Source organism: Actinoplanes awajinensis subsp. mycoplanecinus (genome assembly GCF_001509495.1).
GTDB lineage: Bacteria > Actinomycetota > Actinomycetes > Mycobacteriales > Micromonosporaceae > Actinoplanes > Actinoplanes palleronii.
Genome location: NZ_LLZH01000268.1, coordinates 59,149 through 74,203 on the forward strand (window position 1 = coordinate 59,149; position 15,055 = coordinate 74,203).

Annotated in this window: 10 protein-coding genes; 3 read left to right on the top strand and 7 right to left on the bottom strand. The window is 73.1% G+C overall.

All coding sequences use genetic code 11. The features are described 5' to 3' along the window. The first annotated feature begins 28 nt into the window (after window positions 1-28). Entirely contained in the window at window positions 29-2,977 is a 2,949-nt protein-coding gene (locus ADL15_RS25725) for a glycine--tRNA ligase (RefSeq protein ID WP_067696329.1), read from the top strand. An 83-nt stretch (window positions 2,978-3,060) separates the two neighbouring features. Next, on the top strand, window positions 3,061-5,832 hold the full coding sequence (locus tag ADL15_RS25730; protein WP_067696332.1) for a hypothetical protein: 2,772 nt from the start codon (window positions 3,061-3,063) through the stop codon (window positions 5,830-5,832). Window positions 5,833-5,980: 148 nt separating this feature from the next. Here the strand turns inward: ADL15_RS25730 and ADL15_RS25735 are convergent, their stop codons facing one another. The 3 genes from ADL15_RS25735 to ADL15_RS25745 all read right to left on the bottom strand — a co-directional run bounded on the left by ADL15_RS25735 (window position 5,981) and on the right by ADL15_RS25745 (window position 8,550). Beyond that, window positions 5,981-6,703, bottom strand: coding sequence for a DUF2306 domain-containing protein (locus ADL15_RS25735; RefSeq protein ID WP_083971730.1), 723 nt, complete (start codon window positions 6,701-6,703; stop codon window positions 5,981-5,983). 96 nt (window positions 6,704-6,799) lie between these two features. After that, entirely contained in the window at window positions 6,800-7,450 is a 651-nt protein-coding gene (locus ADL15_RS25740; protein ID WP_067696335.1) for a response regulator transcription factor, read from the bottom strand. Further along, complete coding sequence (locus ADL15_RS25745; protein WP_067696337.1) at window positions 7,447-8,550, bottom strand: sensor histidine kinase; 1,104 nt, start codon at window positions 8,548-8,550, stop codon at window positions 7,447-7,449. Before ADL15_RS25745 ends, ADL15_RS25740 begins: the two co-directional genes overlap by 4 nt. Window positions 8,551-8,714: 164 nt before the next feature. On the opposite strand from ADL15_RS25745, the gene ADL15_RS25750 reads away from it, so the two are divergent. Beyond that, window positions 8,715-9,812, top strand: a complete 1,098-nt coding sequence (locus ADL15_RS25750) for a glycerophosphodiester phosphodiesterase (RefSeq protein ID WP_067696559.1) — start codon at window positions 8,715-8,717, stop codon at window positions 9,810-9,812. Window positions 9,813-10,127: 315 nt separating this feature from the next. Here ADL15_RS25750 and ADL15_RS25755 read toward each other — a convergent pair whose 3' ends face one another. The 4 genes from ADL15_RS25755 to ADL15_RS25770 all read right to left on the bottom strand — a co-directional run bounded on the left by ADL15_RS25755 (window position 10,128) and on the right by ADL15_RS25770 (window position 14,910). After that, entirely contained in the window at window positions 10,128-10,436 is a 309-nt protein-coding gene (locus ADL15_RS25755) for a hypothetical protein (RefSeq protein WP_067696338.1), read from the bottom strand. Window positions 10,437-10,447: 11 nt separating this feature from the next. Then, window positions 10,448-11,692, bottom strand: coding sequence for an inorganic phosphate transporter (locus tag ADL15_RS25760; RefSeq protein ID WP_067696340.1), 1,245 nt, complete (start codon window positions 11,690-11,692; stop codon window positions 10,448-10,450). Between the two features lie 246 nt (window positions 11,693-11,938). Continuing rightward, window positions 11,939-14,008, bottom strand: a complete 2,070-nt coding sequence (locus ADL15_RS25765) for a PQQ-dependent sugar dehydrogenase (RefSeq protein WP_067696343.1) — start codon at window positions 14,006-14,008, stop codon at window positions 11,939-11,941. Beyond that, on the bottom strand, window positions 14,008-14,910 hold the full coding sequence (locus ADL15_RS25770; RefSeq protein ID WP_067696345.1) for a sugar phosphate isomerase/epimerase family protein: 903 nt from the start codon (window positions 14,908-14,910) through the stop codon (window positions 14,008-14,010). The genes ADL15_RS25765 and ADL15_RS25770 overlap by 1 nt, the downstream gene beginning before the upstream one ends. Window positions 14,911-15,055 lie beyond the last annotated feature (145 nt).

Here is a 15,055-nt window from a genome sequence, read left to right on the forward strand (position 1 = left end):
AGCGGGGCCGCGCCCTAGACTTCGGCGCATGCTCACCATGCAGGAGGCTCTGACCCGGTTGACGGCGTACTGGACCGAACAGGGATGCCTGATCGTCCAGCCGATGAACACCGAGGTCGGCGCCGGCACCTTGAACCCGGCCACATTCTTGCGGGTACTCGGTCCCGAGCCGTGGCGGGTCGTCTACGTCGAGCCCTCGGTGCGGCCCGACGACTCCCGGTACGGCGAGAACCCGAACCGGCTGCAGACACACACCCAGATGCAGGTGATCCTGAAGCCCGACCCGGGCAACCCGCAGGAGCTCTACCTCGGCAGTCTGGCCGCCCTCGGCATCGACGTGGCCGCGCACGACGTGCGCTTCGTCGAGGACAACTGGGCCTCCCCCGCGCTCGGCGCCTGGGGCCTGGGCTGGGAAGTCTGGCTCGACGGCCTCGAGATCACCCAGTTCACCTACTTCCAGCAGGCCGGTGGTCTGAACCTCGACCCGCCCTCGGTGGAGATCACCTACGGGATCGAGCGGATCATCATGGCGCTGCAGGACAAGCAGCACTTCAAGGAGATCGAGTACGCGCCGGGCGTCAGCTACGGCGAGGTCTTCGGCCAGTCCGAGTACGAGATGTCCCGCTACTACCTCGACGACGCCGACATCGACGCGAACCGCCGGCTGCTGGAGCTCTACGCCGGCGAGGCACAGCGGATGATCGACGCCGGGCTGCCGGTGCCCGCGCACAGCTACGTGCTCAAGTGCTCGCAGGCGTTCAACGTGCTCGACTCGCGCGGCGCGGTCTCCACCGCCGAGCGGGCCTCCGAGTTCGCCCGGATGCGCCGGCTCGCCGGGGAGGTCGCCAAGCTCTGGGTGGCCCGCCGCGCCGAGCTGGAGCACCCGCTCGGCCTGGTCGCCGACCTCGAACCGGCCCGTCCGGCGGGTGCCGCGCAGACCGGTGACCGGCCGCGCACCCTGCTCTTCGAGATCGGCGCCGAGGAGCTGCCGCCGGCCGAGCTGCGCAACGCCCGCGCGCAGCTGCAGCGTCTGCTGACCGAGGGGCTCGCCGCCACCCGGCTGGAGCACGGCGAGATCCGGGTGTTCGGCACCCCGCGGCGGCTGATCGCGGTGGTCCAGGCCGTGGCCGCGCGGGAGGAGGATTTCGTCCGTACGGTGCGCGGGCCCAAGACGTCGGCGCCGGCGAAGGCCATCGAGGGCTTCGCGCGGGGTCACGGGGTCACCCCCGAGGAGCTGGCGACCGAGGAGTTCAACGGCGTACCCCATCTGGTCCTGCACAAGCAGGAATCCGGTGGCGCGGCACCGCAGGTCCTGACCGCGGTCCTGGCGAAGGTCGTCGGCGGTCTGCGCTCGGCGAAGAACATGCGGTGGAACGACCCGAAGCTGGCGTTCAGCCGGCCGCTGCGCTGGCTGACCGCGCTCTGGGGCGACGACGTGGTGCCGGTCACCGTGTCCACCCTGGCGGCCGGTCGCCAGACCCGGCTGCTGCGCACCGCGGCCACGCCGATCGTCGAGATCGCCTCGGCCGAGACGTTCGTGGAGACGCTCGGCGTCAACGGCATCGTGGCCGACCACGACGACCGGCGCGAGCTGATCGTGGTGGGCGCGCAGGACCTGGTCTACCCGGACGGCCGGATCGACGTGACCGGCGAGTCCGCGCTGATCGACCAGATCACCGACCTGGTGGAGCAGCCGCTGCCGCTGCTCGGCACGTTCGACGAGGGCTACCTGACCCTGCCGGACGCGGTGCTCACCACGGTGATGCGCAAGCACCAGCGCTACCTGCCGGTCCGCGACGAGGACGGCAAGCTGCTGCCGATGTTCGTCACGGTGGCGAACGGCCCGGTCGACGTGGAGCTGGTCCGCACCGGCAACGAGGCGGTGCTGCGCGCCCGGTACGAGGACGCCCGGTTCTTCTACCGCGCCGACCTGGACACCGCGCCGGCCGACATGCGGGCCAAGCTGACCCGGCTCACGTTCACCGACAAGCTCGGCTCGATGGCCGACCGCGCCGACCGGATCGGCACGCTCGCCGGCCAGCTCGGCGAGCGGCTCGGCCTCGGCTCACCGGCCCTGACCCGGGCCGCCGAGCTGGTCAAGTTCGACCTGGGCTCGCAGCTGGTCACCGAGATGACCAGCCTGGCCGGGGTGATGGCGCGGGACTACGCGCTGCGCGGCGGTGAGTCCCGGGCGGTCGCCGAGGCGGTGTTCGAGGCCGAGCTGCCGCGCAACACCGGCGACGCGCTGCCCCGGACCATCCCGGGCGCCCTGCTCTCCCTCGCCGACCGCCTCGACCTGGTCACCGGCCTGGCCGCCACGGTCGGGCTGCCGACCGGGTCCAGCGACCCGTTCGCGGTGCGCCGGGCGGTGCTCGGCCTGCTCGCGGTACACCGGTCCACGCCGGAGTTCGCGTCGCTGTCGCTGGTGGAGGCGCTGTCGCTGGCCGCCGCCGCGCAGCCGGTGCCGGTCTCCGCCGAGGTGCTCGCCGCGACCGGCGACTTCCTGGCCAAGCGTCTCGAGCAGATGCTGACCGAGGAGGGCCAGCCGGTCGACCGGGTGCGGGCCGTGCTGCCGCACTTCGCCCGGCCGTCGGTGGCCGACACGCTGCTCGCCCAGCTCGCGACGGCCGTCGGCGACGCGGACTTCGCCTCGGTCACCGCCGCGATCCAGCGGGCGCGGCGGATCGTTCCGGAGGGGACCCCCGCGACGTACGACGCAGGCGCCCTGAAGGAGCCCGCCGAGCTGGCCCTGCACGACGCGGTCACCACGGTCCGCGCCGCGCTCGACCCGGCCCTGATCGACCTGCCCCGCTTCGTCACGGCCACCGGCCCGCTGGTCGGCCCGGTCAACACGTTCTTCGACGACGTGCTGGTGATGGCGGACGACCCGGCGATCCGGGCCGCCCGCCTGGGCCTGCTCGCCACGGTCCGCGACCTGGGCGACGGCCTGCTGGACTGGCCGGCGCTGCGCCTCTGAGTCCCACCCGCTGTTCCCCTGGCCCGGTTCGCCTCGTGCGGACCGGGCCGGTTCTTGTCACACCCCGGGGTTAGTTTGCCGGTGTGCCGGAGTTGACCTGGGAGATCGTCGCCCGGTTGGCGTACGCGCGTGACAGCGCGGCGCTGACCGGGCTCCTGCTCGACGCGTCCGAGGCCGAGAGACTGGCCTTCGGGCCCGTGCTGGAGTCCGGGATCCGGGCGACGCGCGAGGACGACTGGTGGCACGGCTCCTCGCCCGGCGGCGGGCTCGCCCTCGCCGCCATCGCCTGCCTGCCCACCGCGGCCCGGGTCGCGGCACTGCTCGGGCGCGGCGAGATGCGCCGCTGGCCGGAGATCCCGGCCGACCGCTTCCTGGAGATCGCCGCCGCCCGCGGCCTGCCCTGGCTCGGCGACCTGGGTGTCCGGCTCGCCGACCGGCTGCCCCGGCGCGACGTCTGGCCCGACACCTGGCGTTTCGCCGACACGCTGCTGGCCACCACCGGGGCGGTCCCGCCGATCACCGAGGGCTTCGTGCGCGGCTGGCTGCGGGCGGTGCACGAGAGCCGGTGGACCGGGCGGCCGACTCCCCTCGCCGACTGCTTCCGGGACAGCCGGTGGCTCGATCTCCTGCTGCCGCACGTCTTCGAGCGCGACGAGCTGGCCGGCGAGCTCTCCCCACCGTGGTTCGACGGCACCGGCTGGACCAGGGTCCCGGCCTTCCCCGGTGCGATCGCCGAGCTGGTCGCGGACGGGCGGCTGGAACGCACGACCGTCCTGGACGCCACGGTCGACCGGCTGCTGCGCGGCGGTAAGGCGACCTGGCTGCGGCCGTTCGCGCTGCTGCACGACGAGCTGGCGCCGACAGTGGACGAGCTGGCCGGGCACGCCGCCGACTACGCGCGGTTGCTCGGCGGAGCGCCACCCCCGGTGGCCGGGCTGGCCCAGCGAGCCCTGCGGGTCCTCGACGACGCCGGGCGCCTCGAGGTGACCATCCTGCTCGAGGCCGGCGCGGGAGCCCTGACCCGACCGGAGAAAACCCTGGTCACGGCAGAGTTGGCGGCGCTGGAGCGGCTGGTGCGCCGCCTGCCGGACGGCGACGGGCGCGTAGACGAGGTGCTGGAGACCATGGCGGGGGCGTTCCATCACCCGTCCCTCGACCTGCGCGAGATGGCCCTGGCCCGGATCACCGGGCTGTCCACCCGGCTGACCCCCGGCGGCCGCGCCCGGCTCGCCGAGGCGTCCGCCGTCCTCACCGGCGAGGCCGCCACCCGGGCCGCGGCACTGTTCACCCCGGCCGCGCCGCCGCTCGTCCGAGGCGGCCCACCGCTCGCCCCGGCCGGGCCGCCGCTCGCCCCGGCCGGGTGGCAGCCCGCCTCCCCGGCGGCGGTGCCGGACCTCGCGGTGGCCCCGCGGGCGGCGCCCGCACCGCCGCCGATCGGCACGCCCGCCGAGCTGGCGGAGGAGATCGTGGCGCTGGTCCACGACGAGACCTCGACCGGCTGGGAGCGGGTGCTCGCGGGGCTCATCACGCTGGCGGCCGCCGACGGCCTCGCCGCCGTGCTCACCCCGGTGCTGCTGCGGTACCCAGGGCAGCTGATCGAGCGCCGCTGGGGACGCCTGGTCTTCCTCGGCGAGGCGATCCGCGCGGCCACCGGCGCCACCGAGGTCACTGCCGCGACCCGGGTCGCGTGGCAGTCCGTGCACGACAGCACGGACCCGTCGCTCATCGACATGCCCGACGGCGTGCTGACCCTGCGCGTCGCCGAGATCGCGGCCCGGTGGGCGGCCGGGCCGGTGCCACTCCTGCTCGCCATCCCGACCCGGGTCGACGGCAGCATCGACGCGGCGACCCTGGTCACCCGGATGGCCAGCGCTGAGGCCGGAGGCTGGGAGCCGTGGCCGCTCGACTTCGAGCAGGCCCTGCTCCGCGTCGGCCCGGCCACCGAGGCGGTACTCGACCGGGCCGCGGGGCTCGGCTCCGCCCGCGGCCGCCAGCTCGCCGCCTGGCTCCGCTCCGGCGGGCTGCCCGACCCGGTGAGCACCCCGTTCGAGCAGGCGAGCCACGACCGGGAGGGCCGGCTGGTGGCCCGCCGCGTCGTCGCCGTCCTGGACTCCGGCCGCAACGACGACGCCGGCCTCGTCCTGGAGACCGCGCTGGTCACCCTGGTCCGGCGGCCCCGGCCCGGATACGACGGCGCCCACGAGTACCGCCCGGACATCCTCGCCGCGGTCCTCCCCCGGCACCGCGAGGTGATCGCCGCCTGGGCCCTGCCCGACCTGGCCGCCCTCGCCGCCCTCGCCGACGCGGACGGCCGCGACGCCACCCTGCTCCCCCTGCTCGCCGAGTGCTCCGGACCGGCCGGGCCGGCCCTGGTGCTCGCGGTGACCTACGGCCTCGGCGCCCGGCACGAGCCGGACCGAGTCGCGGCCACCGACGCTTTCCTGCTGCTCAGCGCCGAGTCCACCACGGCGGCGCTGCCCGGCGCGGCGTCCTTCACGACCGCACTGGGCACGCGGCCTGGCGCGGCGTCCTTCACGACCGCGGTGGGCGCGCGGCTGGGTGACCTCGGCGCGGACGGCACGGTGAAACTCGGGCGGGTGACGTCCGCGCTCACCAACGCCGCGGGAAGCGCGCCGGGCGCCGTGTGGGCGGTGCTGAGCGCGGCGCTGCCACCGCTGCTGCGCGCGCCGCACACCCCGCGGAACCTTCCCGATCTGCTGGAACTGGGCACCCACGCGGCCGGCGCGTCACACGCCCGCGGCGAGATCACCGAGCTGGCTGCCGTGGCCGGCCGTTCCGGCGGGTCCCGCCTGGTCCGGGAGGCGAAGCGTCTGCACGGCTGGCTGACCCGATAGGGGGACCCGGATGGAAACTCACGGCGTACCCGAAACGGGTGGACAGCGGCCCCGAGCGGCATCGCGCCGGACAGCGGACCCGTTGGCCCGCCCGGCCGGGCTCCGTGCACCACGATGGGCTGGGCGTTCACGGACAACACCACGAGAATCAGCGCCTCGCTCGGCGACGCCGGCGGACCGGGCGGCCTCGGATGATCCACTCGGCGACCAGGATGTTGATCACCCAGCCGGCGGCCATCAGGAACGCGCGGGCGCCGACGCCGGGCGTCCCGATCGCGAGGGTCCACGGCAGGTGGGTGAAGACCTGGGTGCCGGCGCCCTGGCCGAGGGCGTAGGCCCGGATCATCCAGGCCCGGTGACCGGCGATGTCACGCCGGCGGATCAGCAGCACGGCCAGGACCAGCGCCACGATCATGACGGTGCCGACGATCAGGCGGGTCACCTCCACCACGGCGCCGTCGATCGGCGGGAGGTCGTAGGCGACCGCCATCCACATCCCGCTGACCGCCACGACCAGCCCGGCCGCGACCAGGATCCGGCCGGCGACCCGGTGCCAGGCCGGCCGCCGGCGCCGGAACGCCGGAGCGAACTGGAACGCGCCCAGCACGCAGTAGAGGACCGCGGCGACGATGTGCGCCACGACCGGCGCCGGCATCGCGAAGAAGCGGGCGTTCTCCGCGGTGACCGGGACGCCGGTGGCCAGCTCGCCGAGCCGGTGCGCGCCCGCCAGCGACGGCACCAGGCTCAGCGCGATCAGGGCCGCCGGGATCCGCCAGCCACCGCGCTGCCGCCGGCGCGCGCCGCGCTCCCCGGCCGGTTCCGGCCGGGTGTCGCTGTCGGACCGTGCCGGTTCCAGCCCCGCATTCGTCATGCGTCGATCGTGGCCGTCCGGGGTGGGCCGGGGCATCGGCCCGCGGACCGGGCCCGGCTCCTGCCGGGGAACGGGGAAGAACCGTACTTCCGGCCGTTACCGGCGACCGGTCTCGTATGCCCAGATGGCCATCTCGACCCGGTTCCGCGCCCCGAGCTTGGCCATCAGGCTGGCCACGTGGGTCTTCACGGTGCTGAGGCTGATGAACAGCGCGCCGGCGATCTCGTGGTTCGTCCGGCCGGCGGCCACGGCCAGCAGCACCTCCTCCTCCCGGCCGGTCAGCGGTTCGACCGGCTGCCGCAGCGGGCCGCCGGTGCCGCTGCGGGCGAACGCCGTCAGCAACCGTCCGGTCACCGCGGGCGCGATGATCGCGTCGCCGGCCGCCGCCGCCCGGACCGCCTGGGCCAGCAGCTCCGCACCGGCCTCCTTGAGCAGGAACCCGCGGGCGCCGGCCCGCAACGCCCCGTAGACGTGCTCGTCCAGGTCGAACGTGGTGATCACGACGACCGCGAGGGGGTCGGCGACGCCGGGGCCGGCCAGTTCCCTGGTCGCGGCGATCCCGTCCATCCCGGGCATCCGGATGTCGAACAGGCACACGTCCGGGCGCAGCCGGCGGGCCAGCTCGACGGCCTGGTGCCCGTTCGCCGCCTCGCCGACCACCTGGATGCCCGGCTGCACGTTGAGGATCATGGTCAGTCCGGTACGGACGATCTCCTGATCGTCGGCGACCAGCACCCGCAGGGTCACGACGGCAACACCGCCTCCACATGCCAGCCACGCTCCGGGCCGGGTCCGGCCACGCACGTGCCGCCGAGCAGTTCGGCGCGCTCCCGCATGCCGCTCACCCCGTACCCCTCGATCGTGGCACGCGGGCCCGGAGCCGCGCCGTCGTCCTCGACCCGCAGGCGCACGCGTGATTCCTCCGCGGTGACCCGGACCCGGATGTGTGTCGCGCCCCGGGCGTGCCGCCGCGCGTTGGTGACCGCCTCCTGGACGATCCGGTAGACCGCCGCGCCGGTCGCCGGCGCCACCGCACCGAGCCCGGCGCCGACCTCGATCTCCACCGGCGGGCCCGCGCCCGCGGCCAGCCCGCTCAGGTCGGCGAGGCGCGGCGTGTCCGGCTCGTCGGTGCGCAGCGCGCGGAGCACCGTGCGCATCTCGGCCAGCGCCTGTCTCGCCTCGTTCTCGATCAGGCGCAGCGCGTCGGTGGCCGCGTCCGGACGGGTGCCCGCGGTGGCCAGCCCGGCCTGGGCGCGGATCGCCATCGCGGACACGTGATGCGCCACCGTGTCGTGCAGGTCGCGGGCGAGACGCTCGCGTTCGGTGGCCCGGACCTGGTCCAGTTCCCGGGCCCGGGCACCGGACCGGTACCGGACCGCCGCACCCAGCGCGAAGACCGCGATCGTGATCGCCGTCCCGCCCGCCGTGTCACCGGGCGGCTCCTGGCTCAGCGCGAGCGCCGCCACCTGCTTGACCATGACCACCAGGAGCCCGAGCGCGGCCTCCCGGCCGGAACCCCAGCGGAACAGCGCGTAGAGCACCACCAGCAGGTAGACCAGTGCGCCCTCCTCCGCCTTGACCCCGCCGGTGAAGGCCGGAGCGATCAGCGTCGCGCCGAACGCGACGGTGACCGCGAGCAGCGGCCGGCTGCGCCGGATCAGCAGGACCGGAGCGAGACCGGCGGCCAGCAGCACCGCGACCACCCCGCCCGGCTGGCCGGGACGCAGCGCGCCCTCCAGCAGCGCCGCGCCGGCGCAGACCGCGGTCAGCAGCCAGTCGCGCCAGGACAGCGGCGGGGCGCCCGGCGGCCGCGGTTCCGCCAGCAGCGATCGGAGCGGGGCGGGCATGCGCCGATGGTACGGCGGGCACGGGCTCCCGGCGCCTGACGACCATTGGCCGACCGTTTGCGGACACGCCACGAAACCGTCGCTTCGGCGACGATTCGATCGCGTCGACTGCCCTTCGGACATCACGGCGACCAGCGCCGGATGCCGATTCCGTGGAGGAAACCGTGGCAGATCGCCGTCAGATGCTGCGCTTCGGTGCGATGGCCGCCGCCGCCCCGGCGCTGGGTGGGGCCATCTCGGCTCCGGCGTTCGCGCACGACAAGCCGAGCCGGCACCCGTCGACGCTGGTCGTCGGGCACCGGGGAGCGTCCGGCTACCGGCCCGAGCACACCCTGGCCTCCTACGAGCTGGCTGCCCGGATGGGCGCCGACTACATGGAGCCGGACCTGGTCAGCACGAAGGACGGCGTCCTGGTCTGCCGGCACGAGCCGGAGATCGGCGCCACCACCAACGTCGCCTCGAAGCCGGAGTTCGCCGCCCGCAAACGCACCGTCGTCCTGGACGGGGTGAGCGTCACCGGCTGGTGGACGCAGGACTTCACCCTCGCCGAGCTGAAGACGCTGCGCGCCACCGAGCGGATCCCGGCGATCCGCCAGCACAACACGCTCTACGACGGCCTGTTCCCGGTGCCGACCTTCCAGGAGGTCCTGGACCTGCGCAAGCGCCTCTCCCGCGAGCTGGACCGGGAGATCGGCGTCTTCCCGGAGACCAAGCACCCCACGTTCTTCCGCGGCATCGGCCTCGAGCTGGAGACCCCGCTGGTCCGGATCCTGCGCCGCAACGGCCTGGACCGCCGGGGCGCGAAGGTCTTCGTCCAGTCGTTCGAGGCGGTCAACCTGCGCACCCTCGCCGACCACCACCGGGTCGAGGTGCCGCTGGTGTTCCTCAGCAGCGCGGCCGGCAACCCGTTCAACGACCCGCGCAGCTACGCCGACTACCTCACGCCGGTCGGGCTCAAGGAGCTGTCCGAATACGTCGACGGCCTCGGCCCGGACAAGAGCCAGATCATCCCGCGCAACGCGGACGGCACCCTGGCCGCCCCGACCAGCCTGGTCAAGGACGCGCACCGGGCCGGCCTCAAGGTCATCCCGTACACGTTCCGCGCCGAGAACAGCTTCCTGCCGGCCGAGCTCAAGGTCGGCGCGGACGTCACCGCCTACGGCCGCGCCATCGACGAGCAGGTCACCTTCCTGCGTACCGGCATCGACGGACTCTTCACCGACCAGGCCGACGTCGGCGTCCTGGCCCGCAGCCTGGTCTAGACCGCTTTCAACCCCATTCGGTACGAGTACGGAGCGCCCGTCCGCAGGCTACGAGCCACGCTCACTGATGGTCTCGCGCCGGGCCGCGGGGACTCCGGACCCGGCCGCGCCGCCAAGTCCCGGCTGGCCCTCAGGGGTGCCTCCGGCACCCCGAGGGACCCCTGACAACCAGCCGCGGGTCGCTTCCACCCCTGGCTGGTGCCCACGGCTGTCTCCGGGGACCGGAGGCAGCCGCCAGCGCCAGCCGGGGGTGGAAACAGAGCAGCACCAGCCGTGGGTGGGCTGGTGCTGCGGGGACCGAAGCGGGCGGGTGGGCTACTTCGGGACGATGGTGGGGTAGATGTTCTCGAAGCTGAGCTTGTTGCCGAAGCCGGACGCGACGATGAACGTCAGGCCGAGCAGCACGCCGATCACGACCACGGCGAACAGCAGGTAGCCGACGGCCGTGCCGAGCGGGCGCTTGGCGCCCGGGGTGACGCCGGTGGCGTCGACCGAGGCCTCGCCGGCGCCCCAGGCCAGCGAGCGGATCCCGAGGGCGAACAGCACCGGCAGGCCGGCGCCGAGGACCAGACCGGCGAGGAGCACTCGCCACGCGCCGTCCAGCGCGAATCCCAGGTTGTGCATGTCGCCTCCGCTCAGTTCGCCGCGACGACGCGGACGGCTTCCTTGACGGCCGGGTCGGCCGGCGTCGTGGCCGGCGGGGAGTCCCAGTCGTCGTTGACGTTGTCGTGGTCGATCTGCTCGCCGCGCGAGCGCAGCCACATCGCCACCGACGCCGCGACCAGCAGCAGGAACACCACGATCGCGCCGGCCAGGCCGCCGATCGAGTGCCCGATCCACCACATCACGGCGCCGATCAGGCCGGCCGCGGGCAGGGTGATCAGCCAGGCGGCGACCATCCGGCCGGCGACACCCCAGCGGACCCGGGCGCCGGGGCGGCCGAGGCCGGAACCGAGCACCGAACCGGTGGCGACGTGCGTGGTGGAGAGCGCGAAGCCGAGCTGGCTGGACGCCAGGATCACGGCGGCGGCGCCGGACTGCGCGGCGGTGCCCTGCGGCGGGCTGATGTCGGTGAGGCCCTTGCCGAGGGTGCGGATGATCCGCCAGCCGCCCAGGTAGGTGCCGGCCGCGATGGCGACCGCGCAGGACACCTTCACCCAGAACGGGATGTTCTTGGTGTCGCTCCAGTCACCGCTGGCGATCAGCGCGAGCGTGATCACGCCCATCGTCTTCTGCGCGTCGTTGGTGCCGTGCGCGAGCGAGACCAGCGAGGCCGAACCGATCTGGCCCCACTTGAAGCCCTTGTCGGTGTAGCGCGCCGAGATCCCCTTCGTGATCTTGAAGATCAGCCAGGTGCCGAACGACGCCACCAGCGCGGCGATCACCGGCGAGAGGACGGCGGGCAGCAGCACCTTGCCGACCACGCCGTCGAGCTTCGAGCCGTCGCCGTTCCAGTTGACGCCGGCCCAGCCGAGCCCGGCGACGGTCGCGCCGATCAACCCGCCGAACAGCGCGTGCGAGGAACTGGAGGGGAGGCCGACCAGCCAGGTCAGCAGGTTCCAGACGATACCGCCCACCAAGCCGGCCAGCACGATCAGCAGCAACCCGGATCCCCGGTCGGCGAGCAACTCGGCCTTGGGGGCACCGGTCTTGTCCTGGATCTTGACCACCGCGTTCGTGACGGTGAGCGCGACCTCCACGGACAGGAAGGCGCCGATCAGGTTCAGCACACCGGAGAGGGCTACGGCGGTCTTGGGCCGCAGGGCTTTGGTCGCGATGGAGGTGGCCATCGCGTTCGCCGTGTCGTGGAACCCGTTGGTGAAGTCGAAGGCGAGAGCCGTCATGACCACCAGCGCGAGGATCACGGATGTTTCAGTCACGCCGTGATCGTTACCGAGTTACCGGCCGGCTGCCAGAGGCCGAACGGGACATGTACAAGATTCCGCTCTCGTTAACCTGATGTTTCCCTAAATTTGCCTCCAGGTGGCTGGAAGCGCACGGACAGTGTCTGTCAACAAAGGATTGGTGAACATTTCCCAGCTAATACCCCTCAGCTGATCGGTCAGTCGCGGAGCGACCGCGAGCCGGCCGGGCCATGCGGCCCGGCCGGCTCATTCCCGAAGAGATCAGCTGGTCGGGGTCAGGACCACGGTCGCGGTCCCGGTCTGCGGCGGGTTGCCGGTGTCGGTGTACGACGCCACGAACACCGCGGTCAGGTTCCCGGCGCCGGCGTGCCCGGCGTCCACGAACGTGGTGATCGACCCGGTGCAGCCCGACGACGTGGACAGCGGATGCCCGTGCTGGTCATGGCCGAGGATGTACGTCACCGTCACGTTCGCGCAGTTCACCGGCGCGTCGTCGGCGACCGTCACCTCGTAGTTCACGGTCTGCCCGAACGCGAACGGCTGCCCCGCGACCGGGCTCACGAACGTCACCTGCGGCGCGAGCGTCCCGACCGGCAGGATCACCTCGGCCGAGGCCGACCGCCCGGTGCTGTCGGTGACCTTGAGGACCGGCCGGTAGTTCCCGTTCACGGTGTACGTGTACGCGGGGTTCGCCGCCGTCGAGTCCACCGTCCCGTCCGCGTCGAAGTCCCACGCGTAGGTCAGCGCGTCCCCGTCCGGATCGACCGTCCCGGCGCTGGAGAACTGCACGGTGAGCGGCGCCTGCCCGCCACCGGGGTTGGCGCTGGCCCGCGGGATCGGCGTCCGGTTGCCCCGCACGTAGTCGATCCGGGCCAGCTGGGCGTCCGGGTTCTCGCTGAAGTACCCGTCGCCGTACTCGAGCACGTAGAGCGCCCCGTCCGGCCCGAACTCCAGGTCCATCGGGTTGTCGAAGACGATCTCCGGCAGCACCGGGTCGATCTGGGTGACCTGGTGACGCCGGTCCAGGTGGAACGCCTTCACGTAGTCGCGGGTCCACTCGGCGAACAGCGGCAGCCCGTCGAACGACGACGGCCACTTCACCGGCGACCGCAGGCGCTCCGAGTACCGGTAGGCCGGCCCGCCCATCGGCCCGATGCCGCCCGTGCCCAGCTCGGGCCACGCGGCGCTGGCGCCGTACGAATAGATGACCTCGGCCTTCTCCACCGGCGGCAGCACCCGGAGCCCGGTGTTGTGCGGCGACTCGTTGACCGGTTTCGCACAGTTGAACGGCGCACCGGACACCCCGGTCGCGAAGTCGTAGTCCACGTACGGCTGGTCCGGCGCCACGCAGTACGGCCAGCCGTAGTTCGCCGGCTTGTCGATCGCCATCCAGCGCCCCTGCCCGGCCGGGCCGCGCAGCGGGTCGGCGACCTGGGCGTCCGGCGAGTAGTCGGCCAGGTAGACCACGTCGGTGACCGGGTCGAGGGTGAACCGGAACGGGTTCCGCAGCCCCATCGCGTAGATCTCCGGCCGCGTCTTCGGGGTGCCCGGGCGGAACAGGTTGCCGCGCGGGACGGTGTACCCGCCGTTGCGCCCCACCGTGATCCGCAGCAGCTTGCCGCGCAGGTCGGCGGTGTTCGCCGCGGAGCGCTGGGCGTCGAAGACCGGGTTGCGGTTCGCCCGCTCGTCGATCGGCGCGTAGCCGCTGGAGAAGAACGGGTTGGTGTCGTCGCCGGTGGACAGGTACAGGTTCCCGGACCGGTCGAAGTCGATCTTGCCGCCGACGTGGCAGCACATCCCCCGGTCGGTGCCCACCTCGATGATCTTCTGTTCGGTGTCCAGCCGCAGCGTGTTCCCGGCCAGCTTGAACCGGGACAGCCGCATCACGCCCTTGAACGGCGCGAAGTCGGCGGCGGTGCCCTCGGCGGGCGCGTCGCCCTCATTGACCGCCGGCGTGGCCGGGTCGTCGACCGGCGTGTTCAGCACCGGCGAGTAGTAGAGGTAGACCCACTTGTTGCGGGCGAAGTCCGGGTCGATCGCGACCCCCTGCACGCCCTCCTCGTCGTGCAGGTAGACCGGGATCTTCGCGGCCAGGACGTTGCGGCCGGTGGACGGCTCGTGGATGCGCACCTCGCCGCTGCGGGCGGTGTGCAGCACCCGGCGGTCCGGCAGCACGGCGAGCGCGATCGGCTCGCCCGGGAAGTCGTCGAGGGTGACCTTCTGGAAGTCCGAGGACGGCGGCAACTCGTGACCGGGATGGGCCACGGCCACGGCCGGCGCGGCCAGGACGGCTGCTCCGACAGCGCTGAGCAGAGCGAGACGGGAGAACATCAGAATCTCAACCCTGACAGGTACGCATACCCGCGCCGTGCGGTGACCAGGGCATCGGCGGGTGTCCGGGGCGGTGTGCCGGCGTCGTCGCGCTCGACGATGTACTCGATCAGCCCGGCCTCCCGGGACCGTTGGAAGATCCGGCCGAAGTCGATCAGGCCGTCACCCGGGTCGGCGAAGCTGCCCGCCACGTTCAGGTCCTTGACGTGCACCTGCTTGATCCGGCCGCGGTGCTCGGCGATCAGGTCGACCGGGTCGTGCGCGCCGCGGAACGCCCAGAACAGGTCCACCTCGAGGTGCACCAGGCGCGGATCGGTCTCGCCGGTCAGGATGTCGAACCCGGTCCGGCTGGTGCCGTCCTGGCGGAGGAACTCGGCCTGGTGGTTGTGGTAGCCGAAGTCCAGCCCGGCCCGGCGGGCCAGCTCACCGGCCTTGTTGAGGTCGCGGGCGAAGGCCCGGTAGACCGCGGCGTCCCGGATCGGCCCGGACGCGCCCTGCCCGAAGAACGGGTGGACGATGAACCTGTTGCCGACCACCGCGGCGTCGTCGAGCGCGCGCTGCCAGGTGGCGGCGTCGAACGGCTGCGGGATCCCGACGTGCCCGGAGGTGGCGCGCAGGCCGGCGGCGTCCAGGGCGGCGCGGAACTGCGCCGCGGTGCGCCCGACGAAACCGGCGTGCTCCACCCGGGTGTAGCCGATCGCGGCGAGCTCGGCGAGGCTCGCCTCCAGGTTGATGGCGAGCTGGTCGCGCAGCGTGTAGAGCTGCACGCTGATCTGGTCCTTCGGCACCCGGTGCAGGGCGCCCGACCCGCCCGCGGCGGCGGCTCCGGGAATCCCGACGGTGGCGGCGGCGCCCGCGGCGGCGGCGCCGAGAAGATGACGGCGGCTGAGTGACGGCGACATTGCGGTCCCCCTCTATCGATAAATCGATATGCCTGAGGGACGTTACCGAGAAGTTTCGTCTGAAGAGAAGGGAAGTTTCTTCAGAACAAGCGAAAGTTCACGAGCCATCGACAAAACGTGCAAGGCGGGGTGCGGGTCGGGTGGC

Excerpts from the sequence above, each read along its gene's own strand:
- ADL15_RS25765 (WP_067696343.1), bottom strand. The coding sequence starts at position 14,008 with ATGTTCTCCCGTCTCGCTCTGCTCAGCGCTGTCGGAGCAGCCGTCCTG.
- ADL15_RS25755 (WP_067696338.1), bottom strand. The coding sequence starts at position 10,436 with ATGCACAACCTGGGATTCGCGCTGGACGGCGCGTGGCGAGTGCTCCTC.
- ADL15_RS25735 (WP_083971730.1), bottom strand. The coding sequence starts at position 6,703 with ATGACGAATGCGGGGCTGGAACCGGCACGGTCCGACAGCGACACCCGG.
- ADL15_RS25770 (WP_067696345.1), bottom strand. The coding sequence starts at position 14,910 with ATGTCGCCGTCACTCAGCCGCCGTCATCTTCTCGGCGCCGCCGCCGCG.
- ADL15_RS25745 (WP_067696337.1), bottom strand. The coding sequence starts at position 8,550 with ATGCCCGCCCCGCTCCGATCGCTGCTGGCGGAACCGCGGCCGCCGGGC.
- ADL15_RS25725 (WP_067696329.1), top strand. The coding sequence starts at position 29 with ATGCTCACCATGCAGGAGGCTCTGACCCGGTTGACGGCGTACTGGACC.